The organism is Rhodococcus sp. 14C212 (assembly GCF_011058195.1).
Lineage (GTDB): Bacteria > Actinomycetota > Actinomycetes > Mycobacteriales > Mycobacteriaceae > Rhodococcus > Rhodococcus aetherivorans.
This window is the reverse complement of sequence record NZ_JAALEH010000052.1, coordinates 1-25827: the sequence shown is the minus strand read 5'-3', so window position 1 is coordinate 25827 and position 25827 is coordinate 1. Positions and strand designations below refer to the sequence as shown.

At 66.4% G+C, this 25827-nt stretch carries 21 protein-coding genes; 18 read left to right on the top strand and 3 right to left on the bottom strand.

Annotation, left to right across the window (positions count from 1 at the left end):
* The first annotated feature begins 23 nt into the window (after positions 1–23).
* From G6038_RS20185 to G6038_RS20125, 13 genes are all read left to right on the top strand, one after another.
* A complete protein-coding gene (locus G6038_RS20185; RefSeq protein WP_165039558.1) occupies positions 24–839 on the top strand; it encodes an enoyl-CoA hydratase/isomerase family protein in 816 nt (271 codons plus the stop codon).
* A gap of 10 nt (positions 840–849) precedes the next feature.
* The gene (locus tag G6038_RS20180; protein ID WP_206025280.1) at positions 850–2334 is read left to right on the top strand and encodes an aldehyde dehydrogenase family protein; all 1485 of its coding nucleotides are present in this window, start codon (positions 850–852) and stop codon (positions 2332–2334) included.
* Between the two features lie 42 nt (positions 2335–2376).
* The gene (locus G6038_RS20175) at positions 2377–3261 is read left to right on the top strand and encodes an NAD(P)-dependent oxidoreductase (RefSeq protein ID WP_165039557.1); all 885 of its coding nucleotides are present in this window, start codon (positions 2377–2379) and stop codon (positions 3259–3261) included.
* Entirely contained in the window at positions 3258–4073 is an 816-nt protein-coding gene (locus G6038_RS20170) for an N-acyl homoserine lactonase family protein (protein WP_165039556.1), read from the top strand. Before G6038_RS20175 ends, G6038_RS20170 begins: the two co-directional genes overlap by 4 nt.
* Before the next feature lie 38 nt (positions 4074–4111).
* Entirely contained in the window at positions 4112–5263 is a 1152-nt protein-coding gene (locus G6038_RS20165; RefSeq protein WP_165039555.1) for an acyl-CoA dehydrogenase, read from the top strand.
* Positions 5263–7401, top strand: a complete 2139-nt coding sequence (locus G6038_RS20160) for an acetate--CoA ligase family protein (protein ID WP_165039554.1) — start codon at positions 5263–5265, stop codon at positions 7399–7401. Before G6038_RS20165 ends, G6038_RS20160 begins: the two co-directional genes overlap by 1 nt.
* An 8-nt stretch (positions 7402–7409) precedes the next feature.
* Positions 7410–8993 carry an AMP-binding protein gene (locus G6038_RS20155; RefSeq protein ID WP_165039553.1) on the top strand — a complete coding sequence of 528 codons (1584 nt, stop codon included), beginning with the start codon at positions 7410–7412 and terminating at the stop codon, positions 8991–8993.
* Positions 8994–9049: 56 nt separating this feature from the next.
* On the top strand, positions 9050–9862 hold the full coding sequence (locus tag G6038_RS20150; protein WP_165039552.1) for an MBL fold metallo-hydrolase: 813 nt from the start codon (positions 9050–9052) through the stop codon (positions 9860–9862).
* A 41-nt stretch (positions 9863–9903) separates the two neighbouring features.
* Entirely contained in the window at positions 9904–11463 is a 1560-nt protein-coding gene (locus G6038_RS20145; RefSeq protein ID WP_165039551.1) for an AMP-binding protein, read from the top strand.
* Positions 11453–12382: an acyl-CoA thioesterase domain-containing protein gene (locus G6038_RS20140; protein ID WP_165039550.1), complete on the top strand. Its 930-nt coding sequence runs from the start codon at positions 11453–11455 to the stop codon at positions 12380–12382. Before G6038_RS20145 ends, G6038_RS20140 begins: the two co-directional genes overlap by 11 nt.
* On the top strand, positions 12379–13404 hold the full coding sequence (locus tag G6038_RS20135; protein WP_165039549.1) for a zinc-binding dehydrogenase: 1026 nt from the start codon (positions 12379–12381) through the stop codon (positions 13402–13404). The genes G6038_RS20140 and G6038_RS20135 overlap by 4 nt, the downstream gene beginning before the upstream one ends.
* Positions 13405–13569: 165 nt before the next feature.
* Positions 13570–14559 carry a TIGR03617 family F420-dependent LLM class oxidoreductase gene (locus tag G6038_RS20130; RefSeq protein ID WP_165039569.1) on the top strand — a complete coding sequence of 330 codons (990 nt, stop codon included), beginning with the start codon at positions 13570–13572 and terminating at the stop codon, positions 14557–14559.
* Positions 14560–15090: 531 nt separating this feature from the next.
* Positions 15091–15555, top strand: a complete 465-nt coding sequence (locus G6038_RS20125; RefSeq protein WP_165039548.1) for a hypothetical protein — start codon at positions 15091–15093, stop codon at positions 15553–15555.
* Positions 15556–15789: 234 nt separating this feature from the next.
* Here the strand turns inward: G6038_RS20125 and G6038_RS20120 are convergent, their stop codons facing one another.
* The 3 genes from G6038_RS20120 to G6038_RS20110 all read right to left on the bottom strand — a co-directional run bounded on the left by G6038_RS20120 (position 15790) and on the right by G6038_RS20110 (position 19392).
* Positions 15790–16548 carry an IclR family transcriptional regulator gene (locus G6038_RS20120; protein WP_206025277.1) on the bottom strand — a complete coding sequence of 253 codons (759 nt, stop codon included), beginning with the start codon at positions 16546–16548 and terminating at the stop codon, positions 15790–15792.
* A gap of 124 nt (positions 16549–16672) precedes the next feature.
* Positions 16673–17872, bottom strand: coding sequence for an MFS transporter (locus G6038_RS20115; RefSeq protein ID WP_165039547.1), 1200 nt, complete (start codon positions 17870–17872; stop codon positions 16673–16675).
* A gap of 191 nt (positions 17873–18063) precedes the next feature.
* Positions 18064–19392: an MFS transporter gene (locus G6038_RS20110; protein WP_240918605.1), complete on the bottom strand. Its 1329-nt coding sequence runs from the start codon at positions 19390–19392 to the stop codon at positions 18064–18066.
* A gap of 311 nt (positions 19393–19703) precedes the next feature.
* Between G6038_RS20110 and G6038_RS20105 the strand changes: the two genes are divergently transcribed.
* The 5 genes from G6038_RS20105 to G6038_RS20085 are packed head-to-tail and all read left to right on the top strand — an operon-like array spanning position 19704 to position 25429.
* A complete protein-coding gene (locus G6038_RS20105) occupies positions 19704–20183 on the top strand; it encodes a MaoC family dehydratase (protein ID WP_165039546.1) in 480 nt (159 codons plus the stop codon).
* On the top strand, positions 20180–21007 hold the full coding sequence (locus G6038_RS20100) for a CoA ester lyase (RefSeq protein ID WP_165039545.1): 828 nt from the start codon (positions 20180–20182) through the stop codon (positions 21005–21007). Before G6038_RS20105 ends, G6038_RS20100 begins: the two co-directional genes overlap by 4 nt.
* On the top strand, positions 20992–22158 hold the full coding sequence (locus G6038_RS20095) for an acyl-CoA dehydrogenase family protein (RefSeq protein WP_165039544.1): 1167 nt from the start codon (positions 20992–20994) through the stop codon (positions 22156–22158). The genes G6038_RS20100 and G6038_RS20095 overlap by 16 nt, the downstream gene beginning before the upstream one ends.
* A 38-nt stretch (positions 22159–22196) precedes the next feature.
* Positions 22197–23438 (top strand): CoA transferase, encoded by a 1242-nt coding sequence (locus G6038_RS20090; RefSeq protein ID WP_346772868.1) that lies wholly within the window; start codon positions 22197–22199, stop codon positions 23436–23438.
* Between the two features lie 23 nt (positions 23439–23461).
* A complete protein-coding gene (locus G6038_RS20085; RefSeq protein ID WP_165039543.1) occupies positions 23462–25429 on the top strand; it encodes an acetoacetate--CoA ligase in 1968 nt (655 codons plus the stop codon).
* The last annotated feature ends 398 nt before the right edge of the window (positions 25430–25827 follow it).

Genomic DNA, 25827 nt, shown 5'->3' with positions numbered 1-25827 from the left:
CACCCGCCACGAAGGAAACGCCCATGCTGTCCACGTACAAGCAGTTCTCCAGCCTGAAGTTCGAGAACAACCATCCCGGCGTGCTCGAACTCGTCTTCGACGGGCCCAATCTCAACGCCGTGACCGAAGACCAGCATCGCGAACTGGCGCTCATCTGGCAGGCGATCGACCGCGACCCCGAGGTCCGCGTGGTTCTTGTGCGCGGCGTGGGCAAAGCCTTCTCCGCCGGCGGCAGCTTCGACATGGTCGAGGCGCAGATCGCCGACCACCGAATCAACATGCGGGTGATGCAGGAAGCGCGCGACCTCTACTACAACATCATCGGCTGCTCGAAACCCATCGTGTCCGCGATTCACGGTCCCGCCGTGGGAGCGGGACTGGTGATCGCACTCATGGCGGACATCTCGGTCGCCGCGAAGGACGCGCGGATCATCGACGGGCACACCCGGCTCGGCGTCGCAGCCGGCGATCACGCCGCGGCGGTGTGGCCGCTCCTGTGCGGCATCGCGAAGTCGAAGTACCTGCTCATGACGTGCCGTGAGATTTCCGGCGCCGACGCGGAACGCGCGGGTCTGGTGTCGGTCTCGGTCGACAAGGAGGATCTGCTCGAGACCGCCACGACCGTGGCGACCGATCTGGCGTCGGGGGCGCAGGACGCGATCCGCTGGACGAAACAGGCGATCAACGGCTGGTACCGCCAAGCAGGGCCGATCTTCGACTCGTCGCTCGCCCTCGAGTTCCTCGCATTCAACGGCCCCGATGTCCGGGAGGGCGTCGGCTCACACCGCGAGCGGCGCGCTCCGCAGTTCGCTCCGAACGCAGCCCACGAACTCGCCTGAGGTGAGGCAGATGAGCACACTCGCTTCCCCGATGATCACAGACCTGATCGCGGGCACGTTACCCGAGACCCTGACCGCCGTCGTCGCCGGCGAGTGGACCGCGGTGGACGCCGGTTCGCCGACGTTTCCGGTGTACGACCCGGCCACCGAAGAAGTCGTCGCACACTTCGCGCAGACGCCGGTGGACGCGGTGGGGGCCGCGGTCGAGAACGCGCACGCCGCCCGGCGCGGCTGGGCACGCACCGCGCCGGTCGAGCGGGGTCGCGTGCTCGTCCGTGCTGCCGAGGCGGTCCGCGCCCACGCCGAGACGCTCGCGCTGCTCGAGTCCATCGACACGGGAAAGCCGATCTCCCAGGCCCGAGGAGATATCGCCGTCACCGCGCGTTATCTCGAGTACTACGCGGGCGCTTGCGACAAGTTCGGCGGTGAGACCATCCCGCAGGCGGACGACACCCTCGCCTACACCGTGCGCGAACCGTACGGTGTGGTCGCCCACATCACGCCGTGGAACGCACCCATCAGTCAGATGATGCGCGGGGTGGCCCCGTGTCTGGCCGCGGGTAACACTGTGGTCGTCAAGCCGTCCGAACTCACGCCGCTCACCACGAGCCTGGTGGCGGTCCTGCTGGTCGACGCGGGCCTGCCCGCCGGCGTGTGCAACGTCGTGCTCGGTGATGGTCCCTCGGTGGGTGAGGCGCTCGTGCGCCATGATCTGGTGCGCCATATCGCTTTCACCGGATCGGTCACGTCCGGGCAGCGCGTCGGGCGGATCGCCGCGGAGCGGATCGTCGGCTGCCATCTCGAACTCGGCGGCAAGTCGCCGACGATCGTCTGCGCGGACGCAGATCTTCCTCGCGCGGCGAAGGCCGGTGCCCTCGCGGTCATCCGCAATTCGGGGCAGTCGTGCTTTGCGACCACCCGCTTGTTCGTGCACCGCAGTGTCCACGACGAGTTCGTCGAGCGTGTCGCGGCAGGGATGCAGGGACTGAGCGTCGGACGGGGGGTGGACGATCCCGATCTCGGTCCTTTGGTGTCCGGGGCGCAGCGGGACCGTGTGCTCAGCATCGTCGAGCAGGCCCGTGCCGGCGGCGCCGAGGTGGTCGCCGGCGGACATCCGCCCGCCGAACGGGATTCGGGCTTCTTCGTGGTGCCGACGCTCGTCACGTCGGTGACCAACGACATGCCGATCGCTCGGCAGGAGGTGTTCGGACCGGTCCAGTCGGTGCTCGCGTTCGACGACCTCGACGAGGCGATCGAGCAGGCGAACGACACGCCTTACGGACTGTCGGCCGGGGTGTTCACCGCCGACGTCGGACGTGCTCACCGGGTTGCCCGAGACTTGCAGGCCGGACAGGTGCAGATCAACCGCTACGCCGGCGCCGGCGTCGAGATCCCCTTCGGCGGATACAAGGCCAGCGGCATCGGCCGCGAGAAGGGCATCGAAGCACTGCTCGGCTACACGCAGCTCAAGAGTGTGATCGTCGCGCTCGCCTGAGCGCGGCCACTCATCAACGGATCGAAAGAAGGACATACCGCAATGACCAGCAATCGCACTCTCGGATTCATCGGACTCGGTGTCATGGGCGGCCCGATGAGCACCAACCTGGTGACCCGATCAGGTCATGAGGTAATCGCCTTCGATCTGAGCACCGAGTCGTTGGATCGAGTCGTCGATGCCGGCGCCAAACGTGGTGAGAGCGTGGTCGACGTCGCCGAACAGGCAGAGGTCGTCTTCCTCTCGCTCCCCAGCATCGTTCAGGTAGAGGCCGTCGCGGCGGAACTCAGGTCCGCGTCCAATCCCCCGAAGATCATCGTCGACATGAGCACCAGCGATGTGACTCGCACACGTGCGCTCGGAGCCGATCTGGTCAAGGACGGCATCGAGCTGGTAGACGCGCCGGTGGCCCGGCTCCGCCAGGCCGCCAAGGACGGCACCCTGCTCATCACCGTCGGCGCCACGCCGGAGCGGTTCAAGGATCTCGAACCCCTGTTGGGCTGTATGGGATCCGACATCGTGCACGCCGGCGCGCTCGGCAGCGGCCAGGTCATCAAGATCCTCAACAACATGGTGGTGTTCCAGACCATGAATGCCCTCGCCGAAGCCCGCGCCCTCGGCGCTGCGGCCGGGGTGGAGCCGAAGTTGCTGTTCGAGACGCTCACCCTCGGATCGGCCGACAGCTTCGTGCTGCGCAAGTCCGCGCTCGCGACGCTCGCCGTCGACGAGTTCCCGACCAAGACCTTCCCGACCCTCTACGCCATCAAGGACCTGAACCTGGCCCTGCAGCTCGCCCGGGACGAAGGCGTCCCCACCGCCTCCGCGGCCCAGACCATGGCGCTGCTCGAGGCCACCCGCGATGCCGGATACACCGACGAGTACTACCCCGTGATGGTCAAGCTCATCGAAGGGAACCGACGGAAATGAGCGAAACCTACAACCTGTTCGCGATCCGTCTCGGGTACGTCGACCGGATCGCCCGCGACAACTTTCTCACCGACCCGCACCTGTCGGGTGCGATGCGCCTCGACTTCGACATGTGGGTCGTTCGGGGCGACGAACGGATCGTTGTAGTGGACACCGGATTCAGTCGTGACGCCGGGGAACGTCGTGGCCGAGTGCTGCAGCGGCGACCGGCCGAGTCCCTGCGTGAGCTGGGAATCGCCCCCGAGGACGTCACCGATGTCGTCGTCACGCACCTGCACTACGACCACGCGGGCAATCTCGGGGACTTCCCGGGCGCACGCATCTGGATCCAGGGTGCCGAGGTCGCCTATGCGACCGGCGACAGCATGCGGCACCCGCCGCTGTCCCACTTCTTCGACGTCGACGACGTGTGCGACATCGTGCGCCGGACGTTCGACGGCCGGGTCAGGCAGATCGACGGTGTTCACACGCTGGTGGAGGGAGTCGAACTCCACCGTGTCGGTGGGCACACCCCCGGTCTTCAGGTGGTGCGGGTGCACACCGAGCGGGGGTGGGTCGTGCTCGCCTCCGACGCGCTTCACTACTACGCCAACCTCGAGCTGAGGAATCCCTTCCCGGCGATCGTGGACGTGCCGGAGATGCTCGCCGCGTTCGACACCGTTGTCGAACTCGCCGACGGCCCGGACCATGTCGTGCCGGGGCACGATCCGGCCGTCATGGATCGCTACGGCGCCGTCTCCGACGACCTTCCCGACGGGATCGTCGCGCTGCACCGGCAGCCCGCGACACACCTCGCGCCTTCCCACCACTGAGCCCCACCACTGAGCACTGCAGACCAGGAGACACCGCCGTGGATTTCCGCCTACCCGATGAGATCGAAGACTTCCGTTCTTCCGTGTCCGCGTTCGCGTCCAAGACGCTCGCACCGGGCGCACTCGCCCGGGCACACGCTCCCGAGTTCCCGTGGGACGTTGCCGAGCAGATGGGTCAACAGGGACTGTTGGGCCTGACCATCTCCGAGGAGAAGGGTGGGCAGGGTGCCTCCTTGCTCGCCGCCGTCGTCGCGATCCAGGCGGTGGCCGCGCACTGCCCCCGCTCCGCCGACGTCATCCAGGCGGGCAACTTCGGTGCCATCCGGACGTTCGCCGAGTACGCGTCGCCGGAGCAGCGCGAGAAGTACCTTCCGTCGTTGCTGTCCGGTAAGTCGGTGATCGGTCTGAGCATGAGCGAACCCGAGGCGGGTTCGGCGGTGACCGATCTGCAGACCACCGCCGTCCGCAAGGATGACGGCTTCGTCCTCAACGGCACCAAAGTGTTCGGCACGCACAGCGCGGACGCCTCGGTGTATCTGGTGTACGTGCGGTTCGGCCCGGGGGTGGGCGGTATCGGTTCGGTCCTCGTCGACCGGGACACGCCCGGCCTGACGGTCGGTGAGCCGTCGATGTTCATGAACGGCGAGCACTGGTGCCAGCTGTACTTCGAGGACTGCTTCGTCCCGGATTCGCAGGTGCTGCTCGGGGAGGGCGGGTTCAAGCGGCAGATCACGGGCTTCAACGTCGAGCGCCTCGGCAATGCGTCGCGCTCGCTCGCCGTCGGACGTTACGCGTTCGACGCAGCGGTGCGGCACGTGTCCGAGCGGGAACAGTTCGGCCGCCCGCTCGCGGAGTTCCAGGGTTTGCAGTGGATGTTCGCGGAGAAGGCCGTTCAGCTCGAGTCCGCACAGTTGCTGCTCTACCGCGCCGCGAACGTCCTGGACGGTGAACTGCCGACCGCATACGACACCGCGGTCGCGAAGTACGCCGCCAACGAAGCCGGCTTCGGCGCGGCGGACCTCGCGGTCCAGTCGATGGGGGGCACCGGGTTCAGCGAGGAGTCGCTGGTCGAGTACTGCTTCCGTCGCACCCGCGGCTGGAAGATCGCCGGCGGATCGACCGAGATCCTCAAGAACCGGATCGCCGAGACGGTGTTCGGGCGCAGGTTCAATCAGAGGGCAGGTAAGTGATGACCTCCGACACCCGAGAGCATCTCTACCGCGCTTTGGCCCGCCCACGCAGCGTCGCTGTCGTCGGCGCCTCGGACGACCCGGCGAAGACCACCGCGCGTCCCCTGCGCAACCTCGCCGACAGCAAGTGGGCAGGGGAGGTGTACGTGGTCAACCCCAACCGCGACGTCGTCGGTGGTCACCGCGCGTACGACACGATCGGCGACGTACCGACCGTGCCCGACCACGTGTTCGTTCTCACCGGCGCAGACTCCGCGATCGACGCCGCACGCGAGTGCGCACGGATGGGCGTCGGCGTGGTCACCATCATGGCCGACGGATTCGTCGGTGACTCACCGGAAAGTCGTCGGCGCATGGCGGCACTCGAGGAGATCGCCTCGTCCGGACGTACCCGTATCCTCGGACCCAGCAGCCTCGGGGTGGTCAACCCCGCCCGGCGACTCGTGCTGACGGCCAACGCGGCTTTCGCCGAGCCGTTGCCGACCGGGGGAGGCATCTTCGTCGCATCGCAGTCCGGCAGCGCCATCGGCGCGTTGGCGTCGCGAGGCAAGGACGCAGGCATCGCGTTCCACACCATGGTGTCCACCGGCTCCGAAGTCGACCTGTCCCTGGGCGAGGTATGTCTGTCCTCGGTCGACGATCCCGAGGTGACCAGCTACATCCTCTTCCTCGAGAACCTCAGCCATGCCGGGGATCTCGCTGCCTTCGCCCGTGCCGCCGCCGAGCGGGGCAAGCCGGTGCTGGCGTACAAGCTCGGGCGCTCGGAGGCGGCTGCCGAGCTGGCCGTCTCCCACACCGGTGCGCTCGCCGGGGACGACGCCATCGCCGATGCGGCACTCCGCGATCTCGGCATCACCCGCGTCCACACCTTCGACGCACTCCTGGAAGCCCACGCGCTGGCACGGAGCACCCGCGCTCGGGGGCGCGTGCGCTCCGCGCCGCGGGTCGCCGTGGTGTCCACGACCGGGGGTGGCGGCGCGATGATGGTCGATTGCCTGGCCCTGGCCGGAGCAGAGCCGACCGGTCCGAGCGAACGGACCCGGGCGGAACTGGCCGCGGCCGGCATCCATACCGGTGGTGGGACCCTGGTCGATCTCACGCTCGCGGGTACCCGCTACGAGGTGATGAAGTCCGCCCTCGACATCCTGCTCGCCGCTCCCGAGTTCGACGCCGTCGTGGCGGTGCCCGGCTCCTCGGCCCGTTTTCATCCGGAGCTCGCCGTCAAGCCGATCGTGGATGCCGCCGGCGGCAAGCCGCTCGCCGCATTCGTCGTACCGTCGGCGCCGGAAGCGTTGCAGATGCTGCGGGACGGCGGCGTGAGTGCCTTCCGGTCCCCGGAAGCCTGCGCCGACGCGATCGTCTCGGCCTTCTCCTACCGCCCTCCCCGCTTGGAGGTCCGTCCGCCGCACCAGGTGCCGGCGGTGACGGGAGTTCTCGACGAACAGTCGTCGTACGGCGTGTTCGCCGAACTGGGGGTTCCGCACGCACCGTTCGTTGTCCTGGACACCCCCGGTCCGTTCGACCGGATCCCGGTGTCGACACCGGTGGCCGTGAAGATCCATGCGGCAGGACTGGCGCACAAGTCCGATCTCGGTGGCGTCGTTCTCGGAGTCACGGACGCGAACGGCCTGACGTCCGCGGTCGACACGATCGTGTCGTCGGTGTCCCGGACCGATCCGACCGTGCCGACCGATCGCGTCCTCGTCCAGCACATGGTTCGCGGTCTCGGCGAGGCACTCATCGGATTCCGGGTGGATCCGGACGTCGGCCCGATCGTGCTCCTCGCCGCCGGGGGAGTCTTGGCAGAACTCCACAACGACCGCAGCGTCCGGCTGGCACCGGTCGATGCGGACACCGCGCAGGAAATGATCGACGAAGTCACCGCGTTTCGTGCTCTTGCCGGATTCCGCGGCCTGCCCGAGGGTGACCTCGGGGCTCTGCGTGATGCGGTGGTCGCGGTCTCGCACGCCGCGGGACTCGTCGATCGCGGTGTGGTCGAACTCGAGGCGAACCCGGTGCTCGTCTGCGCCGTCGGCGAGGGCGTCTTCGCCGTCGACGCGGTGGTCCGGGTTGCGGGAGGCTCTTACCCAGATCGCGCTTTGTCCGCCGTGGCAGGCGCGGGCGGCATGAACCCGTAGGAGCTTTCATGGACATCAACCACATCGTCGATTCCCCGTTCCGAGCATTGCCGCGAGGAGACCAGGACGCACCCGCATTGTCGATCGACGGCACCGAGTGGTGGAGCTACGCCGACCTCCGCGACCGCCGCGATCGCTATATCAAGGTGCTTCTGGATGCCGGGGTGACCCCAGCCGACCGGGTCGGCATGATTCTGGTGAATTGCCTCGACTACGTTGCCCTGTACTTCGCGATCGCGCGCATCGGGGCGATCGCGGTCCGCCTGAACTTCCGGCTCGCGCCGGCAGAACTGTCCTTCCTCGTCGAGGACTCCGGCAGCACGGTCGTCTTCTTCCATTCGAGCCGCACACAGCAATTGGAGCCGATCCACGAAGACCTGTCGGTCCGGTCGTGGTTCTGCCTGAGGGACGACGAGACTGCGGTGCCGGAGTGGGCGCAAGCCCCCGATCTGGATTCTCCCGCTGACGGAATCGACGATCTGCCCCGCCCGTCCGGCGCCGATCCCGTCATGATCATGTACACCTCGGGGACGACCGGCCGGCCGAAGGGTGCGGTGTGGACACACGACAATGCGATGTGGTTCGCCACCATCCAGGCCATGCAGTGGGGATTCACCCGCCGGACCGTGACGATGACGACGGGACCGCTCTACCACGCCGGTGCCTTCGAGTGCTTCACCCTTCCGGCGCTGATGGTCTACGGCAGAGCGGTGATCATGTCCAGCGGTGGGATGTCGGCCCAGCGGATCGCCGACACCATCGCCGCCGCGCAGGTGAGCGACGCGCTGCTGTACCCGTTCCTGATCTACGACCTGCTCGCCCTGGGACCCGATCGTCTGCGTACGCTCGGCTCCTTGAAACTCGTTATGTCCGGCGGCGACCCGTTGCAGGCGTGGGCGATCGAAGCCTTGACCGAGCACCTGCCGAACGTGGAGCTCAACAAGGGGTTCGGGTTGACCGAAGGGGGCGGACAGTCCGCGGTCCTTACGCAGGAGTTCAGCCGGAGCCACGCCGACACCGTCGGCCGTCCGCTTCCCTTGACGGAGATCCGCGTGGTCGGTATCGACGGTTCGGACACCGCCCCGGACGAGGTCGGAGAGATCTGGGTTCGCTCACCGGCAGTGTCCGGGGTGTACTGGAATCGTCCGGAGGCGACGAAGGAAACGTTCGTGGACGGCTGGTGCCGCACCGGTGATCTCGGCCGGGTCACCAGCGACGGTTTCCTCCTCGTCAGCGGTCGTAGCAAGGACATGATCCGTAGCGGCGGCGAGAACATCTACCCCGCGGAGATCGAAGGGGTACTGGCCCGGCATCCGGATGTCGGTGCCGTCGCCGTGGTCGCGGTGCCCGACAGCAAGTACCTCGAGGTCGGATGCGCGGTCGTCGTCCCGGCCGACGACGACAAACCGCAGGACGAACTCGAGTCGGCCCTCCGGGAGTGGGCCGCTACGCACCTGGCCAGGTACAAGTGCCCCCGTCATTACGTGTTCGTCGACGAACTGCCCGTCAGCCCCTCCGGGAAGGTCCTCAAGCGGGTACTGCGCGATACCTACGCCTCCGCCCAGGTGGCGGCCGAGGCCGCGACCCCCTGAGTACGGCGACATTCGCCGGTACCGCCCGGCTCACTTCTTTCAGAAAGGTCTGCATCATGCGCTTCGGAGACATCGACGTCGTGCCCGTACTGGACGGAATCGGACGGGAGGACCCGAACCACATTCTCACCAGGCCGGGTGTCGAGGATCCTTGGTCGACCAAGGACGAGGTACTCGACGAGCAGGGAAATCTCGATTTCGACATCGGCGGATTCCTCATCCGCACGGGGGATCGCGTGGTCGTGGTCGACACCGGGGTGGGGACCGTCGACGACAAGCTGCTCGGCCACGGAGGCCGCTACACCGGGGGCAAGTTTCTCGACTCCCTGCGCGCTCACGGTGTGCAGCCGGAGGACGTGACGGACGTGCTGCTCACCCACTTGCACTTCGATCACGTGGGGTGGACCACGCAGAAGGGTGAGGTGGTGTTCCCTCGTGCGACGTACCGGGCACATCGACTCGACTGGGAGCACTTTGTCGATTCTCCCGATGCCAGCCCGGGGGCCGTGCGCAAGTTGTCGCCGATCGCGGCTCAGCTCGAGCTGTTCGATGCGGATGCCACCCTGGCTCCAGGGGTTGATGCCGTCCACAGCCCCGGTCACACGCCCGGTTCGACCGTCTTCGTCGTGTCGGGCGACGACCGCCGCGGGTATCTTCTCGGTGACGTCGTCCATTCGACTGTCGAGCTCGAAGAGCCGGACTGGCGGGCGATTTTCGACGAGGATCCCGAACTGGCGTCGAAAACCCGTAATCAGCTCGCCGACGAACTGGTTGCCAGCGGGGATCTGGTGGTAGGTGCCCACTTTCCCGGGCTGAATTTCGGGCGCATGGTGCTGACCGACGGGCAACGCCGATTCCGCGCACTCTGATTTCCGGCAACGCCCGGGCACGATTGAAAGGACGACGGACGATGGTCACGTACGGGGAGCAGCTCACCGTCGGACAGATTCCGCATCTGCACGCACGGTCTCATCTGCTCGGCTCCAAGGTTGCGATCGTCGAGGGCGACACCCGCTTCACCTGGGCGGACGTGAGTACGCGTACGGCAAGGTTGGCCAACGGGCTGGCGGACCTGGGGGTCGGCAAAGGCACGAAGGTCGCGGTGATCCTCACCAACCGCGCCCAGTACGTGGAGATCGTCTACGCCGTGGCCGGCCTGGGCGCCGCCGTCGTACCTATCAGCTACCGGTTCACACCAGGCGAGATCGCCTACGCCGTCCGGCACAGCGACGCCGAAATGGTCATCATCGACGGACGTCTCACCGATACGTTCGCCGCGGCCCACGAAAGCCTGCCGCACATCCCCGCCGATCGCGTCCTGGTTGTCGCCGGCGAAGAGGAGACACCCGGCTACATCGACTACGAGTCGGTTCTCGCCGGCGCATCGACGGACCTCACGTACCTGAACATGGACGAATGGGACGTCTATCACCTGGCGTTCACCGGAGGCACCAGCGGGGATCCCAAGGCCTGCGAGATCCCGCAGCGCATCGCCCGCCAAGGGTGGTACGACATCACCGTCGAGGTGGGCAACCGGGCGAACGACATCACCGTCCTCGCCGGACCGTTCTACCATGGCCTCGGGTTCACCTGGGGACTCCAGCAACTCATGGTCGGCGGCACCGTCGTCATGCTCCGCGAGTTCGACGCACGCGAACTGTTGCAGACCATCGAGCGGGAACGGGTGTCGTTCATCCCCATGGTGCCGACGATGTTCGAGATGGTGTTGGAAGTTGCGGACAAGGACTCGTTCGACATCACCTCGGTCCGGCGACTGATGTCGGCCGGCTCCCCGTTGCTCACCGCAACCAAGGAACGGCTCCTGAGGTTCTTCCCCGACGCGGGACTCTACGAGCTGTACGGCTCGACGGAAGCGGGCTTCTTCAGCATCCTCAAACCCGAAGACCAGCTCCGCAAGGTGCGCTCCGCGGGATTGCCGTACTTCGGATGCGAGCTGCGCATCCTCGACCCCCACGGTGAGGACGTACCGGTGGGAACGGTGGGACAGATCTACAAGCGGGGGCCCGCCCTGGGGGTCAGGTACTACAAGAACCCGGACGCCACGGAGGAACAATTCCGCGGGGAGTGGATCACGAGCGGGGACCTCGGCCGATTCGACGAGGAGGGCTACCTCTACGTGGTAGACCGGGCCAAGGACATGATCATCTCCGGGGGCGTGAACATCTTCCCCACCGAGATCGAAGACGTACTCGTCACCCATCCGGACATCGTCGAAGCCGCCGTCATCGGTCGCCCCGACCCCAAATGGGGCGAGATCGTCACCGCCTACGTGGTGACGCGGGACGAGCTTCCGGTCCCCGAAGGGGAACTCGACGCACTGTGCCGGGAGAAGCTGGCAGCCTATAAACGACCGCGCACATATCTGGCTCTCGACGCGCTGCCGAAGAACGCCTCCGGCAAGCTCCTCAAGCGTGCACTCAAGGCCCAGGGGACCACCAATGAGACGTGACGAGGCGCCGGGGGACGAGCCGGCTCCGACCGCCGACCCCACCGGAGTCGGGATATCGGCCTACTTCTGTCGATATCCCGGGGCCGGGCTCGAGGAACTGACGCCTCTGCCGATATCGCTGAGCGGCTGGGGTACCGAGCACATGCGGGGCAGTGCCGTCACCGGCGCCCTGGCCCGCTCGGCGGACGACGCCGGCCGGGCGCGACCGGACCTCCGTCCGGTCAGGTTCACTGCCGATCTTCAGCGGGCAGCGACGATGGCGCCCGTGTCGACGAGGTCGGCCGTCGTCCGCGAGGGCCGTCGTTTGCTGCTCGTGGACAGCGAATTCCTCCAGAACGGCCACATCATGGCGCGCGCTCGCACGCTGTTCCTACCGAAGGCCCCGCGGAAGGTCGCCGATCCGCCCTGGTCGCTCGGCCGGTCCCCGAGCATGCCTCCGGCCGACCTGCGGCCGGCCACCGACGAGGGACGCCTGTTCTTCAGTGAGGACGAGGGGTGGAACTCCGACGCGGCCGCTCACCGAAACTCCACGCGAAAACAGCTCTGGTGTAAGTCCATCCCGGTGGTCGAAAGCGAGTCCGTATCGCCGTTCCAAGCCGCCGCCACCGTCGCGGACCTGACCAATCTCGTCACCCACTGGGGTACCGACGGCGTCCGCCACATCAACGCCGACGTCACGCTCACCTTGGCCAGGTTCCCCGATGGACAGGCCCTGGGCCTATCTGCGACCGGGCGAGTCGGATCAGGCGCTATTTCAGTAGGCGCTGCCGAAATATACGACCACATAGGGGTATTCGGCTACACGGCAGTGTCCACGATCCTGCAATCCAGCCGTCCGGTAGACACCATCACCCAGCTCATGCGGGGCAGCCGGACCGAGCTGCCCTCGCGTCGTCGCGGAAGGACGGAGTACGCGTGACCGCGTCGAGGCGATCGGACATTGCGGCCCTGCAGGTCCACCGCTACAACGAAACCCCGATAATCGCAGTGGACAAGATTCCTTCTCCGACATGTGGCCCCCACGATGTGGTGGTGGCCCCCCGAGCTGCGGCCCTCCATGTCGCTGACCTGTTGATGATGAAGGGCGAATACCAGGTTCGGCCCGAACTTCCCTTCGTCCCGGGAATGGAGGCGGCAGGACTGGTGATCGAGGTGGGCGACCAGGTCAGCCACGTCGCCCGCGGTGACAGGGTTCTCGCCATGATGACGCAGGGAGCGATTGCCGGCGCCGCGGTGGTATCTGGGGCGCAGGTCACAAAGATCCCGGATTCGATGACCTACTCCGCGGCCGCGGCATTCGGTATCGCATACTTCACCGCGTACGCGGCGTTGCATTTCCGAGCTGGGTTGCGCGCAGGTGAGACGGTGCTGGTCACCGGTGCGCTCGGCGGGGTGGCGCGTGCTGTAGCGCAGCTCGCCGCGGCGGCGGGAGCGACCGTCCTGGCGGCCTCACGCGATCCCGAGGAGGCGCGCTCGGAACTGCGCGAGCATGTCGACGAGGTGGTGGACGCCGACCTCGACTCCATCGCCGAGGTCGTCAAGCGCAGAACGGACGGGCGCGGCGCAGACGTCGTGGTCGACGTCGTGGGTGGTCCACTTCTCGGTCAACTCGTTCGTGCGACGGCATGGGAGGGCAGGGTCGTGATCGTCGGCTTCGCCGCCGGCACCCCCTCGCCCATCAAGCCTGGTCATCTGCTCGTGAAGAACATCTCGGTGTCGGGCCTCCAGTCGACTGACTATTGGCGCCGATGTCCCGACCGGGTCCAGGCCGCGCTGGGTCAGCTCCTGTCACTGGTGGATGCCGGTGCCCTGTCCGTTCCGGAACCCGATGAGTTCCGTCTCGACGAGATCGATCTTGCGATGTATGCCGTGAGGGCGAGTTCTTCTCGCCGAGGTGTAGTGATCCTGATCGATCAGGACGAGCGAAGCCCGGGCGAGTAGAGGACCGATATACCTGGTCCATCCCCATGAAGTGAAAGGAGTTCCGTCTCTAGACATCGTCGTCCCGTCCGTACCTCGCACGGAACCGAGTGTCTCCACAAATTGCAATACGGTTCGGTCACCTTCTGCTGATCGTCCTGATTTCTCGAAAGGATCACAGCCGTGATGAAGATCGACGCATGGATCAGAGAAGGACTCGACCGGGCGGTCGAGGATGCAAGGCTGAGCGAGGAAATTGGCTTCGACGGCGCATGGAACAGCGAGGCAAAATCCGATGCGTTCCTCGGGCTCGTCCTCGCCGCTGAGCACACACAGCGGATCCAGCTCGGCTCGTCGATCGCAGTCGCATTTTCCCGGAGCCCGATGAATGTCGCCTATCAAGCAATGGACCTGCAACGGTACTCGCAAGGGCGGTTTGTACTGGGGCTCGGCCCACAGATCCGCCCGCACATCGAGGACCGATTCTCCATGACGTGGTCGAAACCGGCCGCCCGGATGAAGGACTTCGTGGCGGCTTTGCGCTCGATCTGGCACTCCTGGGCGACAGGTGAAAAGCTGGATCATCGTGGTGAATTCTACCGGCACACATTGATGACGCCGAACTTTGTCCCTCCAGCTGTACCTGACTCGGCGCCGAAGATCTACCTCGCCGGTGTTGGACCAAAGATGCTGCGGGTAGCTGCGGAGGCGGCCGACGGCTTGTTCGTCCATCCATTCTTGACGGAGCGCTATCTGCACGACGTCCTTTTGCCGACGGTGGCCGCGCATCGACTAGAGGACGACGCACCATTGGAACTTGCGCTGTCGCCGTTCGTCGCGCTCGACGAAAACGATTTCGAGGCCGTCCGCACGAAGATGTCATTCTATGGATCAACGCCCGCATACCGACCGGTGTTGGAAGCCCACGGGTGGGGGGATCTACAGACTGACCTCAACGCCCTGTCCAAGCAGAATCGCTGGGGCGAGATGCCCGCGCTGATCACTGACGACATGGTTTACACGATGTGCTCGGTGGGCGATGAGAAACAGGTGGCGGCTGACCTGAAACGTCGGTATGACGGTGTCGTACAAAGGATCAGGTTTAATCGGCCCGGAGATCAGGTCGGTCCAGTTCGATTCGCCGGCCTTGTCGATGCCCTACGCGCAGTGGAGTGAGGTTGCGACGACGACGTGGGGTCATCGCGCACGGTGTCTGTTGCTATTTCGATCGGCCTCGGTGGGGGCGCCGGAGAGGGTGTCCGCCCGCCAGACGAGCGCATTCACCGACGGGCTGACGTGGTGCATCGGAGCAGGAACTCGTTGCCCTCGTCCACGACGAGAAGTCCACGTCGGACCGGTCCACGCGCGCGTCGTCGGCCGTTGCCAGACGCACCCATCATCTGGGTGTGCAGATCATCTGTCCGACACGGGAGACCCGCACGAGCAGGCGCCTGCAGAGGAATGAGGGGTGATTCATCGGATGCAATACCGAGTGTTCTACTTGACATAATATCGCTTATCGGCGTTCGTGACCGATTGTGCCGCAGGGGTTTTCGTGTGAAATCGGCGCAGTCTCTCGTGGGAACGAGGTGCGGCGCGAGCGCAGATGCACGGTCCGGTCGGCGGTGCCGGCGCGGCGGCGGCATTGTCGGTGGGCGGCGATAGCGTGACCGTGACGCCCGCCGTACGCACCGAAGGAGAGCGCCCGTGGCCGACAGTACCGACGTACCGGAGATCACCACGTGGGACGGGATGAGCGACTGGCTCGTCGAATCGTTCACCGGCCAGCCGGTGGGGCTGATCATCGACCTCGGACCGAGTGACTACGTGCACTTCGACGACGACCACGACCGTGTGGACGAGTCGGTGGTGTGCGCGCAGCTGCACGTGCTCGCCGACGGGGTGTTGATGGTGCGTCGCTCCCGGGCGGTGCTCGACCGGCTGCGGCTGGACACCCATGCGGTCGACGCCCTGGACCTGGACCGGTGGTTTTTCGACGATCATTTCGACGACTGCACCGACGGGTATCTGTTCACCCGCGACATCGCACTCGCAGCCGAGGCGTGCGTGTCGTGGTTCCGGGCCGTTCCCGGCGCACCGTCGCTCGACGAGATCGGCTGCTCCTACGAGTTCCCGGACACCCTTCCGCCGCGGCGCGAATCCACCACCTGACCGACGACGATCTCGAGCATGCGGTCGACACGGTCCACCCACCCCGACGATCTGTTGGATCAGTCGGGTCAGCCCGTTCCGGGGGCAGGGCGGTTTCGGATATGCCGGCAGGGAGTTGACCACTAGGGGTTGGTGTGGGAGATCTGTCTGTCGTGCGGATTCCACGGCGAAGGAGTGAATAGGAGTTGCCGGAGCAGCATTTCGCCGTTCGTGGCGGTCGTCGACGTGCGTTCGCTAACTCTGTCCACTCCCGGTGAGCCGGGCTGATATGTGATGCGCTTCTTCCTTGGCGGTCGCGGCGAACTCGTCGAGTCGGTCGGCGATTCGGGTGGTGGGGCCGGCGATGGCGAGGACCGCGAGAAGGTGTCCGTTGCCGAAGATGGGCACGGAGACACCGCTGACGTCGGGGAGGGTTTGTCCTCGGTTGATGGCGACACCTTCGTCTGCGATCGTGCGGAGTTCGGCGCGGACCTGCTCTCGCATGTCCTCGTCCGGAATGTGCGCTGCGAGATAGTTTTCACGGAACGTTTCGCCGGCGTACGCGAGGAAGCATTTTCCGGAGCTGGTGGGGTAGAGCGGTCGGCGGGTGCGCAGCGGGGCGGAGTAGCGGATCATCTGGGTCGATTCGATGACATCGGTGTAGACGACGGCATCTCCGACGAGGAAGGAGAGCATCACCGTTTCGTTGAACTTGTGGTGTAGTGCTTCCATGCCGGGCCGGGCGGCGCTGTCGATGGGCACTGTCGGTGCTGCAAGTAGGGCGCGGACGGCCGAACCGATGGTGTACCTGCCGCCCTCCTCGTGCAGGTAGCCGTTGGCGACCAGGCCTTTGACGAGGACGTGGACCGAGGAGCGGGGAGCATCGATTGCCGCGGTGATGTCGGCGAAGCGGCTCCCGTTCTCACTGCGAGCAACGAGTTCGAGGATGGTGGTGACACGAGAGACTGTGCGATGTTCTTTCGCGTCACCCGGCATCGACACTGTTGTTTTCATCTTTCGGCTCGTCGGTCGGTTCACGATACCGTCCGGCTGTGTGAGGTCGCGGGAGGCGAAGTGCGTGGTCGCTGCGCTGTGAACTGCAGACGTGGACGTGGTCATGGCGATCATTCTCTCCGTGTCAGTGGACGGTATCGGCGGAGCGTGCCAACGGTCGTGTTCGCAGATCGTGTCGGAAGGATCGGCGCGCCGCGGTCAGCAGGGCAGCGGCGATCAGCATGGCCGCGGTGCAGGTGCACCAGGCGGTGGGGTAGTCGGCGTACGAGACGATCAGCCCGAACAGTGCCGGGCCTGCCGCGCCTCCGGCGAAGGCCCCGGCTTGCAGTGCCCCCGAGGCGGCGCCGGGCGCGTCGCGCCCGATCCGCACGATGGCGAAGATTAGTAGTCCCGGCCAGGCCCAGCCGATCGAGAAGGTGAGGATCGCTGCGGCCCAGAAGGTGGGCACGGTGTCGATGGCCAGGATCAGGAAGCCGCAGGCTCCGAGGATGATCTGCCTGATGACGACGGTGAGGTTGCCGCCGTTGCGGCGATCTGCGCGTTGACCGCTGACGAGCCGGGCGCAGATGGACAGGCAGCTGCCGCCTGCCATGAGGTAACCGGCTTGGGCCGGGCTGATGCCGAGTTGGAATCCCCAGGAGGCGACGAAGGCCCCGAGTGAGTTGACTGCCATGCTGGCCATCGCCATGCCGCAGGATGCCAGCATCAGCGCTGTTCGTGGTGGGCGTTGCGGATCGTGGGTAGTCGCCGCGGCCGGGGTGTGGCTGGGTCGGCTGCGCAGTCCCGTCAGTGTCAGCAGTGTGGCCACGATGGCGGTGAAGGCGAACGTCCACCGCCAACCGATCAGCGTTCCGATCGTGGGCACCGAGAGTCCCCCGATCAGGACGGCCAGGGGAACGGCGGATTGCTTCACCGCGAAGCCCAGGCCTTGGCGATGAACGGGGATGGTGCCGGCCAGGGAGAGGTTGGCGGTGATCTGCAGGACGGCGTTGGCGACGCCGAGGACGACGAGTGTGAGGGTGAGGATGGGATAGGTGTGCGCGATCAGGGCCGCCCCGGCTCCGCCTGTGCATGCCGTGACACCGGCCAGCACCGTGCTGCGGCGTCGGCCGAGTCGGTCGAGGAACGATCCTGCGAACAGTGCGGTGAGTGCCGCGGCCGCGAAGAAGCCGCTGACGGTGAATCCGAACCGGGCCTCGTCGAAGTCGAGGTCCCGGCGGATGAGGACCGACTGGGCGCTGAGCAGGTAGACCGGGATGGCCCCGAGGGTGGCCATGGCGCCGGCGGCGGCCATCGACCGGAGGAGTTCGGGTGCTTTTCCCACGTGCATGGCGTGTTGACTCTCCGGTTTCCTCGGTTGCGCCCGCGTCCTGGCGCGGCGGGCGCCGGTTCGGCCCCGCGGGCGCGTGCGTTCACGTCCGGACCGGGCTGCCGCGCCGTCAGGACGTGCTGCGCACGAACTGATGCGTCCGGCCGTTGCCATGGGGGAAGCGGCCGGACGCATCGGCTCCGGTGTCAGGCGGTGTCGCCGCGGCGGTCGATGTTGCGTTGTTGGTCGAACAGGGAACCGCCGGCGATGAGGATCGCCCCGACGATGAAGAGCAGGGATACTCCCCAGGTCGCATTGGTCGAGGACATGGTGACCATGGTCAGGGCTGCCAGCGGAGCGAGACCACCGGCGAAGGCGCCGCCGACCTCGCGGCCGGTACCCAGTCCGGATGCACGGACCTCGGTGGGGAATTGGCGGGCGAGGAAGGATCCGGAGGCTGCGAGCATGGCGGGGACGGCGATGCCGGTGGCCAGGATCAGTGCCGCCCAGATGTAGACCGGACGTCCGGTGTCGAGGAGCCAGAAGAAGGGGAAGGCGAGGGCGGCGGTGCCCGCTGCGCCGAACAAGATCACTCGCCGGGAGTCGACGAGGTCGCAGATGCGACCTGCGATCGGCACGGTGACGATGGCCGCAGCGCTCGCCAGGGTGATGCCGAAGGCCCCGATGTTGGCGGCGACATCGCGGAATTCGGTCAGATAGGACAACGAGAAGGTCTTGAAGACGTAGCTGACACCGTTGTATCCGATCGTGATGGCCATCACGACCATGAGGCCACGCCAGTCGGACTTGAACAGATCGCGCATCGGCCGTGACTTCTCGAGCTTCTTCTCCTGGGCGGCCAGGCGTTCGAAATCCGGGGTCTCGGGCAACTTCCGTCGCACCCAGAAGCCGAGGCCGACGAGGGCGAAGCTGGCGATGAACGGGATGCGCCAGCCCCAGCTGTAGAGGAACTCGTCACTGAAGCTGGTCAGGATGGCCACGGTCAGCGAGGACACGAGCAACCCGATGTTCACGCCCAGCGCCGGCCACGAGCCCAGCCGGCCCCGAGACTTCTTGTCGGCGTGCTCGTAGGACACCGCGATCGCGCTGCCGAACTCCGCGCCGGCACCGAGGCCCTGTGCGATGCGCAAGGCCACCAACAGGATCGGGGCGGCGATACCGATCGACGCGTACGAGGGGATCAGGCCGATGAGGCCGGAGGAGATCCCCATGAGCAGGAAGGTGATCGACAGCACCGCCTTGCGGCCGATCTTGTCGCCGAGGACGCCGAAGATCATGCCACCAAAGGGGCGTGCCAGGAATCCGACCGCGAAGGTGGCGACGGCGGCGAGAGTGCCGGTTGTCGAGTTCTCCGAGGGAAAGAAGACCGGGCCGAACACCAGAGCCGCCATCGAGGCGTAGAGGTAGAAGTCGAACCATTCGAGTGCCGATCCGACCACCACGGCGGGACCGACGGACTTGTGCGTCTTCGGTGGTGGGGTGGCGGTACTGGGTGGGGTCATCTGCTCGGTCATGTGGCGGGGTCCTTTTCTGTGGTCCATGGTCGCGGTTGAACGCGCGGTACTCGAAATCGGGGGCCGGAGATTGCGCTGGGAAGCGGCAACATGTGGCCGGCACATCCACCGTGTTCATATTTATGAACATTAAGTTCTCATGTATGAACCTGATGCGAATGCTAGGGAGTGGGCCAAGTCACGTCAAGTCGCCGAGGGGATCCGGGTTACGCGACGGACCGGCACCCCGGCCGGTTTGACAATGTGGCAGGCCTCACGCAACACTCGGCTTGTCCATATATAAGGCGACAATGTTCATATTTAGGAACAAAATGAAGGTGTGCATCCACCAGCGCGGTCTGTACTTCGAGGAACTCGATCCCGAGGTGATCTACCGCCACAGCCCCGGCCGCACCGTCGAAGCGTCGGACAACACGCTGTTCTCGACACTGACGATGAACCCGCAGAGCCTGCATCTGGACGCGGCGGCCTCGGCACGGACCGAGTTCGGGGAGCGGCTGGTCAACAGCATGTTCACCCTCTCGACGTTGATCGGGCTCAGCGTGGCGCAACTGACCCAGGAGACGACCGTGGCCAATCTCGGCTTCGGCCACATCGTCTTCCCGACGCCGGTCCTGGCCGGGGACACCCTGTACGCCGAGACGACCGTGCTGAGCAAGCGGGAGTCGAAGTCGCGGCCCGGCGCCGGGATCGTCGAATTCCTGCACATTGCCCGTAACCAACGCGACGAGGTCGTCGCCGAAGCCCGCCGCACTGCGATGATGCGCCGTCTTCCCCCGGAGCAGCGATGAGCATCCTCGCGCAGGGACCGGCCCTGCTGTTCTGCCCGGGGGATCGCGCGGACCGGTTCGACAAGGCCTTGGGCCGCGCCGACGTGGTCGTCTTCGACCTCGAAGATGCCCTCGGCCCGGATCGCAAGGCCGCGGCGCGTGACCAGGTCGCTGCGGCGGCAGCGGCGGTACCCGACCGCGCCGTCGTGCGGATCAACGCCGCCGGTACCCCGTGGTTCGACGACGATGTCGCCGCCATGCGCGCCGCCGGGGTACGCACCGTGATGCTGCCCAAGGCATCCCGGGTCGAACAGCTTCGTACGCTGCACGGATTCGACGTGATCGCCTTGTGTGAGACGGTGGCCGGGGTCATGGCGGCTCCCCGGCTGGCGGCGGAAGCGAACTGCGCGGCCCTGATGTGGGGCGGGGAAGACCTGGTCGCGGACATCGGGGGACGCTCCAGCCGCGGGCCCGACGGCCGGTACCGCGCGATGATCGAACATGTTCGCACCACCGTCCTGTTCGCTGCCGCCGCCGAAGGCAAGGCCGCCATCGATGCCGTCCACATCGACATCTCCGACCTCGCGGGGTTACGCCGCGAATCGGTCGAGGCCGCCGACATGGGGTTCCGGGCCAAGGCCTGCATCCATCCCGGGCACGTCTCGGTGATTCGGAAGACATTCCATCCCACCGACGACCAGATCCGCTGGGCCCAGTCGGTCCTCTCCCACCCCGAAGCCTCCACCGGCGGCGTCTTCCGGCTCGGCGATCAGATGATCGACGGCCCCCTGACCGCCCACGCCCGCACCATCCTCGAAAGGACCACCTCATGCACTTCGAACTGACCCCCGAACAGCAGGAACTGCGCGCCGGCGCCCGCGAACTCGCCCGCAGCTTCTCCGACGAGTACTGGGCCGAACGCGACGAGAAGGGCGAGTTCCCCTGGGAGTTCTACGAGACGTTCGCCAAGAGCGGCTGGCTCGGCATCGCCATTCCCGAACAGTACGGCGGCGGTGGTCTGGGCATCTTCGAAGCATCGCTGCTGCTCGAAGAGATCGCCGCCTCCGGTGCCGGCATGAACGGCTGTAGCACCATGCACCTGACCATCTTCGGGCTCAACACCATCGTCAAGCACGGCAGCGAGGAACTCCGCCAGGAGATTCTCCCCGCCGCCGCGGACGGGTCGCTGCACGTGTGCTTCGGTGTCACCGAACCGAACGCCGGCACCGACACCACCCGCATCTCCACCTTTGCCAAGCGCGTCGACGGCGGTTATATCCTCAACGGCCGCAAGGTGTGGATCACCAAGGCCGGTGACTCCCAGAAGATGGTGCTCATCGCCCGCACCACCAAGCGCGAGCAGGTGCAGCGCGCCACCGACGGCATGTCGCTGTTCCTGATAGACATCGACCCGCAGCACGTGCACCTCAACGCCATTCCGAAAATGGGGCGCAACGCCGTCTCCTCCTACGAGGTCTTCATCGACGACTACTTCGTCCCCGACAGCGCCCGCATCGGCGAGGAAGGCCAGGGCTTCAAGTACCTGCTCGACGGCCTCAACCCCGAACGCATCCTGCTCGCCCACGAGGCCCTCGGCATCGGCCGCGCCGCCCTCGAGAAGGCCGTGCAGTACGCCAAGGACCGGGTCGTGTTCGACCGTCCCATCGGGCAGAACCAGGGCATCGCCTTCCCCCTCGCCGAGGCCGTGACCCGCCTCGACGCCGCCGAACTGATGGCCCGCAACGCGGCCTGGCGCTACGACCAGGGCCTGCCGTGCGGGCGGGAGGCGAACATGGCCAAGTGGTTGTGCGCCGACGCCGGCTTCACAACTGCCGATCAAGCCATCCAGACACACGGCGGCATGGGATACGCCCGCGAGTACCACGTCGAGCGCTACTTCCGGGAATCGCGCATCCTGCGTCTGGCCCCCGTCAGCCAGGAAATGGTCATGAACTACGTGTCCAACCACGTCCTCGGCCTGCCCAAGTCCTACTGACCATCAGTCCTACCGACCACGATCGGACGGTTACCACTGTGCTCACCACCGAACCCCCGGCCACCGGAAGCCTCGCCGGTCTGCGCGTGCTCGATCTGTCCCGAGTGCTCGCCGGACCCCTGTGCACCCAGATGCTCGCCGACCACGGCGCCGAGGTCATCAAGGTCGAACCCCCCAACGGAGACGAAACCCGCACCTGGGGACCGCCGTTCGTCAGCGACACCATGAGCGCCTACTTCGGCGGTGTCAACCGGAACAAGTCCAACATCTGTCTCGACCTGCGCACCGACGAAGGTCAACGAGTGCTCGCGGACCTGCTCGCCGACGCCGACGTCCTCGTGGAGAACTTCAAGGCCGGCACCTTGGCCAAGTGGGGCTATCCCGACCAGCTGCTGCGCGCGCAATACCCCCATCTGATCCAATGCCGCATCACCGGCTTCGGCACGGATGGACCCATGGGTGCCATGCCCGGATACGACGCGGTCGTGCAGGCCTACAGCGGACTGATGAGCATCAACGGCGAAGCCGACGGACCGGCTCTGCGCGTCGGAGTGCCGATCGTCGACATGGTCACCGGCATCTACGCCTTCTCCGGAATCCTGCTCGCCCTTCAGGACCGTCACCGCACCGGCATAGGTCAGCTGGTGGACTGCACACTGATCGACACCGCGATCTCCCTGCTGCACCCGCACTCGCCGGCCCATCTGGCCGACGGTCGCATCCCCCAACGCACAGGGTCGGCGCACCCCACCATCGCCCCCTACGACACCTTCGACGCCGCGGACGGAAAAATCTTCATCGGTGCCGGCAACGACCGCCAGTTCCGCCACCTCGCGTCCCTACTGGAGATCCCCGGCATCGCCGACGACCCGCGGTTCGCCACCAACGCCGACCGCGTCACCAACGTCACCGAGCTACGCCCCCTGCTCGCCCAGAAGATCGGCCTGCTCGAACGGCACCGGTTGGCCGACGAGCTTCTCGCCCGGGGGGTGCCCGCATCCGCGCTGCACGATGTCGCCGAAGCCCTGCGCGACCCGCACGTGCGGCACCGACAGATGGTCGTGGACAAGGATGGCTACCGCGCCACCGGGGTACCGATCAAACTCAGCCGTACCCCGGGCAGTGTGCGGGTTCCTCCCCGCGACCGCGGCGCCGACACCCGGCGCATTCTCGCCGGTCTCGGGTACGGCCCCGACCAGATCGACGCACTCATCGAATCCGACATCGCCCACACCACGGCGACCGATCCGGCACGGCCGATCGCAGCCGCCCGCCCCTGAACGCACCGCACGAAGGACACACCATGGCCGACCCCGTGTGGACCCCCACCGCGAGGCAGATCGCCGACGCCCGCATCACCGACTTCGCCGCCTGGCTCTGCCGGCACCAACGGGCCGACATCTCCGTCACCACCGACTACGCGGCGCTGTGGCGGTGGAGTGTCGAGGACGTCGAGCAATTCTGGATGGCGATCTGGGACTACTTCGACGTCGGTGACCGCGGCACCGGACCGGCGCTCGCAGGAGACCGGATGCCCGAGGTGCACTGGTTCCCCGAGATCGAACTGAACTATGTCGAGTACCTGTTCCGGCATTCCGATCCGGACCGGCCCGCCGTCGTCGAGGTCGACGAAGACACCGACACGCCCCGCACGCTGACCTTCGGCGAGCTGCGCACCCGGGTGGCGGCGTTGGCCCAGACACTGCGCAACCTCGGTGTCGACCGCGGCGACCGAGTCGTCGGATACCTGCCGAACACCGCCGAGACGGTCACCGCCTTCCTCGCCACCGCCAGCCTGGGGGCCGTGTGGGCCGCTTGCGGGCAGGACTACGCACCGGTCGGGGCGGCGCACCGCTTCGCCCAGCTCGAACCCCGCGTTCTCGTCGCCGCCACGGGCTACCACTACGGTGGCCGGCACCACGACAAACGACAGGCCGTCGAGGAACTTCGCAGGCTCCTACCCTCGGTTCAACGCACTCTCCTGGTGGACCGCGATACCGGTCTTCCCGACGACCCCCACTACCTGTCCTGGAGCGAGGCCACCGCCGACGCCTCCGCACTCCTGTCGACCGAACCGGTGCCGTTCGACCATCCGCTGTGGGTGGTGTTCTCCTCCGGCACCACCGGCCAACCCAAAGGGCTTGTCCACGGGCACGGCGGCGTGCTCCTCGAGCACCTCAAAGCACTGGCGCTGCACTTCGACCTCGCCCACACCGACCGCCTGTTCTGGTACACGACACCGTCGTGGATGATGTGGAACTTCCAACTGTCCGCATTGCTACTCGGCGCCAGCATCGTCTGCTACGCCGGCAGCCCCACCCATCGACACGTCGATACCATCTGGCGCATCACAGCACAGACGAGCACCACCGTGCTCGGCACCAGTCCCGGCTACGTCCTCGCCTGCGAAAAGGGAGCCTGCACACCCCGCGACGCACACGACCTGACCATGCTGCGCACCGTCGGTGTCACCGGCGCCCCCTTCCCGGCAGCATCTGCCCACTGGATCGCCACGCACGTCGGCGCCGACATCCCCGCCGTGTCCATCACCGGCGGCACCGACGTGGTCACCGCCTTTCTCGGCGGGGCCCCCACCGTGGCGACCTGGCCGGGCCAGCTCTCGTGTCCCTGGCTCGGTGTCGCCGTCGACGCCTTCGACGACACCGGCGCCCCCGTTCGCGATGCGGTCGGCGAACTCGTCGTCACCGCACCCCTGCCGTCGATGCCCGTGGTCCTGTGGAACGACCCGGACCAGCGCAAATACCGAGAGGCCTACTTCGACACCTACCCCGGGGTATGGCGGCACGGGGACTGGGTGACCATCACCACCGCTCGAGGCATCACCGTGCACGGTCGCTCCGACGCCACCCTCAACCGCAACGGCATCCGCATCGGCAGCGCCGACATCTACGACATCGTCGAGAACCTGCCGGAAATCACCGAAGCCCTGGTCATCGGCGTCGAACGACCCGACGGAAGCTATTGGATGCCCATGTTCGTCGTTCCGGCCCCGGGACAGATGATCGACGACGAGATGAAGAACCGCATCTGCCACCGACTGCGGAGCGAAGCCTCGAACCGACACGTCCCCGACGACATCATCACTGCACCCGGCATCCCCCACACCCGCACCGGCAAGAAACTCGAGGTACCGATCAAACGAATTCTCCTCGGCCACAAACCTACCGACGTCGCCGACCCCGCCACCGTCGACCAATTCGAACTTCTCGACTGGTACGCCCATCACGCGACGTCATCGACGACCACGTGACGCAACCGATGTGTCACGCCACCCCTCTGGTCGCGTCCGTTCCGACCTCGAGAAATCCAGGTTGCAGGCGGCGGTCGATTTCACCTCGAACCCCGAATCCTCGACCACCGTCCCGGGGCGGTTCGACGCGGGCGTCTTGCACGTCCACTCTGATCGACGAGCGCAGATGTCCCTGTCTCGTTCCAGGGCTTCGGTGCATCCGAACCCCGCACAAAGGAAGTGGGCGAATCTGCCACTAAGGTCATTATCCACACTCATTGCTGCACAACGTATACCGGCGTGATCACGTGTTCGAAGATCATGGATTCTTCCGCTCAGCACGGCGGAGCGCCGGATAGGAAGCCCATGTCATGCCGGCTTGAGCCGCGTGTGTCTCCAACGAAGCCGTCTTGAATCCG

What these genes read in the sequence shown, in the direction of transcription:
- G6038_RS20185 (WP_165039558.1), top strand. Translation starts at nt 24, where the DNA reads ATGCTGTCCACGTACAAGCAGTTCTCCAGCCTGAAGTTCGAGAACAAC.
- G6038_RS20180 (WP_206025280.1), top strand. Translation starts at nt 850, where the DNA reads ATGAGCACACTCGCTTCCCCGATGATCACAGACCTGATCGCGGGCACG.
- G6038_RS20175 (WP_165039557.1), top strand. Translation starts at nt 2,377, where the DNA reads ATGACCAGCAATCGCACTCTCGGATTCATCGGACTCGGTGTCATGGGC.
- G6038_RS20170 (WP_165039556.1), top strand. Translation starts at nt 3,258, where the DNA reads ATGAGCGAAACCTACAACCTGTTCGCGATCCGTCTCGGGTACGTCGAC.
- G6038_RS20160 (WP_165039554.1), top strand. Translation starts at nt 5,263, where the DNA reads ATGACCTCCGACACCCGAGAGCATCTCTACCGCGCTTTGGCCCGCCCA.
- G6038_RS20155 (WP_165039553.1), top strand. Translation starts at nt 7,410, where the DNA reads ATGGACATCAACCACATCGTCGATTCCCCGTTCCGAGCATTGCCGCGA.
- G6038_RS20150 (WP_165039552.1), top strand. Translation starts at nt 9,050, where the DNA reads ATGCGCTTCGGAGACATCGACGTCGTGCCCGTACTGGACGGAATCGGA.
- G6038_RS20145 (WP_165039551.1), top strand. Translation starts at nt 9,904, where the DNA reads ATGGTCACGTACGGGGAGCAGCTCACCGTCGGACAGATTCCGCATCTG.
- G6038_RS20140 (WP_165039550.1), top strand. Translation starts at nt 11,453, where the DNA reads ATGAGACGTGACGAGGCGCCGGGGGACGAGCCGGCTCCGACCGCCGAC.
- G6038_RS20130 (WP_165039569.1), top strand. Translation starts at nt 13,570, where the DNA reads ATGAAGATCGACGCATGGATCAGAGAAGGACTCGACCGGGCGGTCGAG.
- G6038_RS20120 (WP_206025277.1), bottom strand. Translation starts at nt 16,548, where the DNA reads ATGAAAACAACAGTGTCGATGCCGGGTGACGCGAAAGAACATCGCACA.
- G6038_RS20110 (WP_240918605.1), bottom strand. Translation starts at nt 19,392, where the DNA reads ATGACCGAGCAGATGACCCCACCCAGTACCGCCACCCCACCACCGAAG.
- G6038_RS20105 (WP_165039546.1), top strand. Translation starts at nt 19,704, where the DNA reads ATGAAGGTGTGCATCCACCAGCGCGGTCTGTACTTCGAGGAACTCGAT.
- G6038_RS20100 (WP_165039545.1), top strand. Translation starts at nt 20,180, where the DNA reads ATGAGCATCCTCGCGCAGGGACCGGCCCTGCTGTTCTGCCCGGGGGAT.
- G6038_RS20095 (WP_165039544.1), top strand. Translation starts at nt 20,992, where the DNA reads ATGCACTTCGAACTGACCCCCGAACAGCAGGAACTGCGCGCCGGCGCC.
- G6038_RS20085 (WP_165039543.1), top strand. Translation starts at nt 23,462, where the DNA reads ATGGCCGACCCCGTGTGGACCCCCACCGCGAGGCAGATCGCCGACGCC.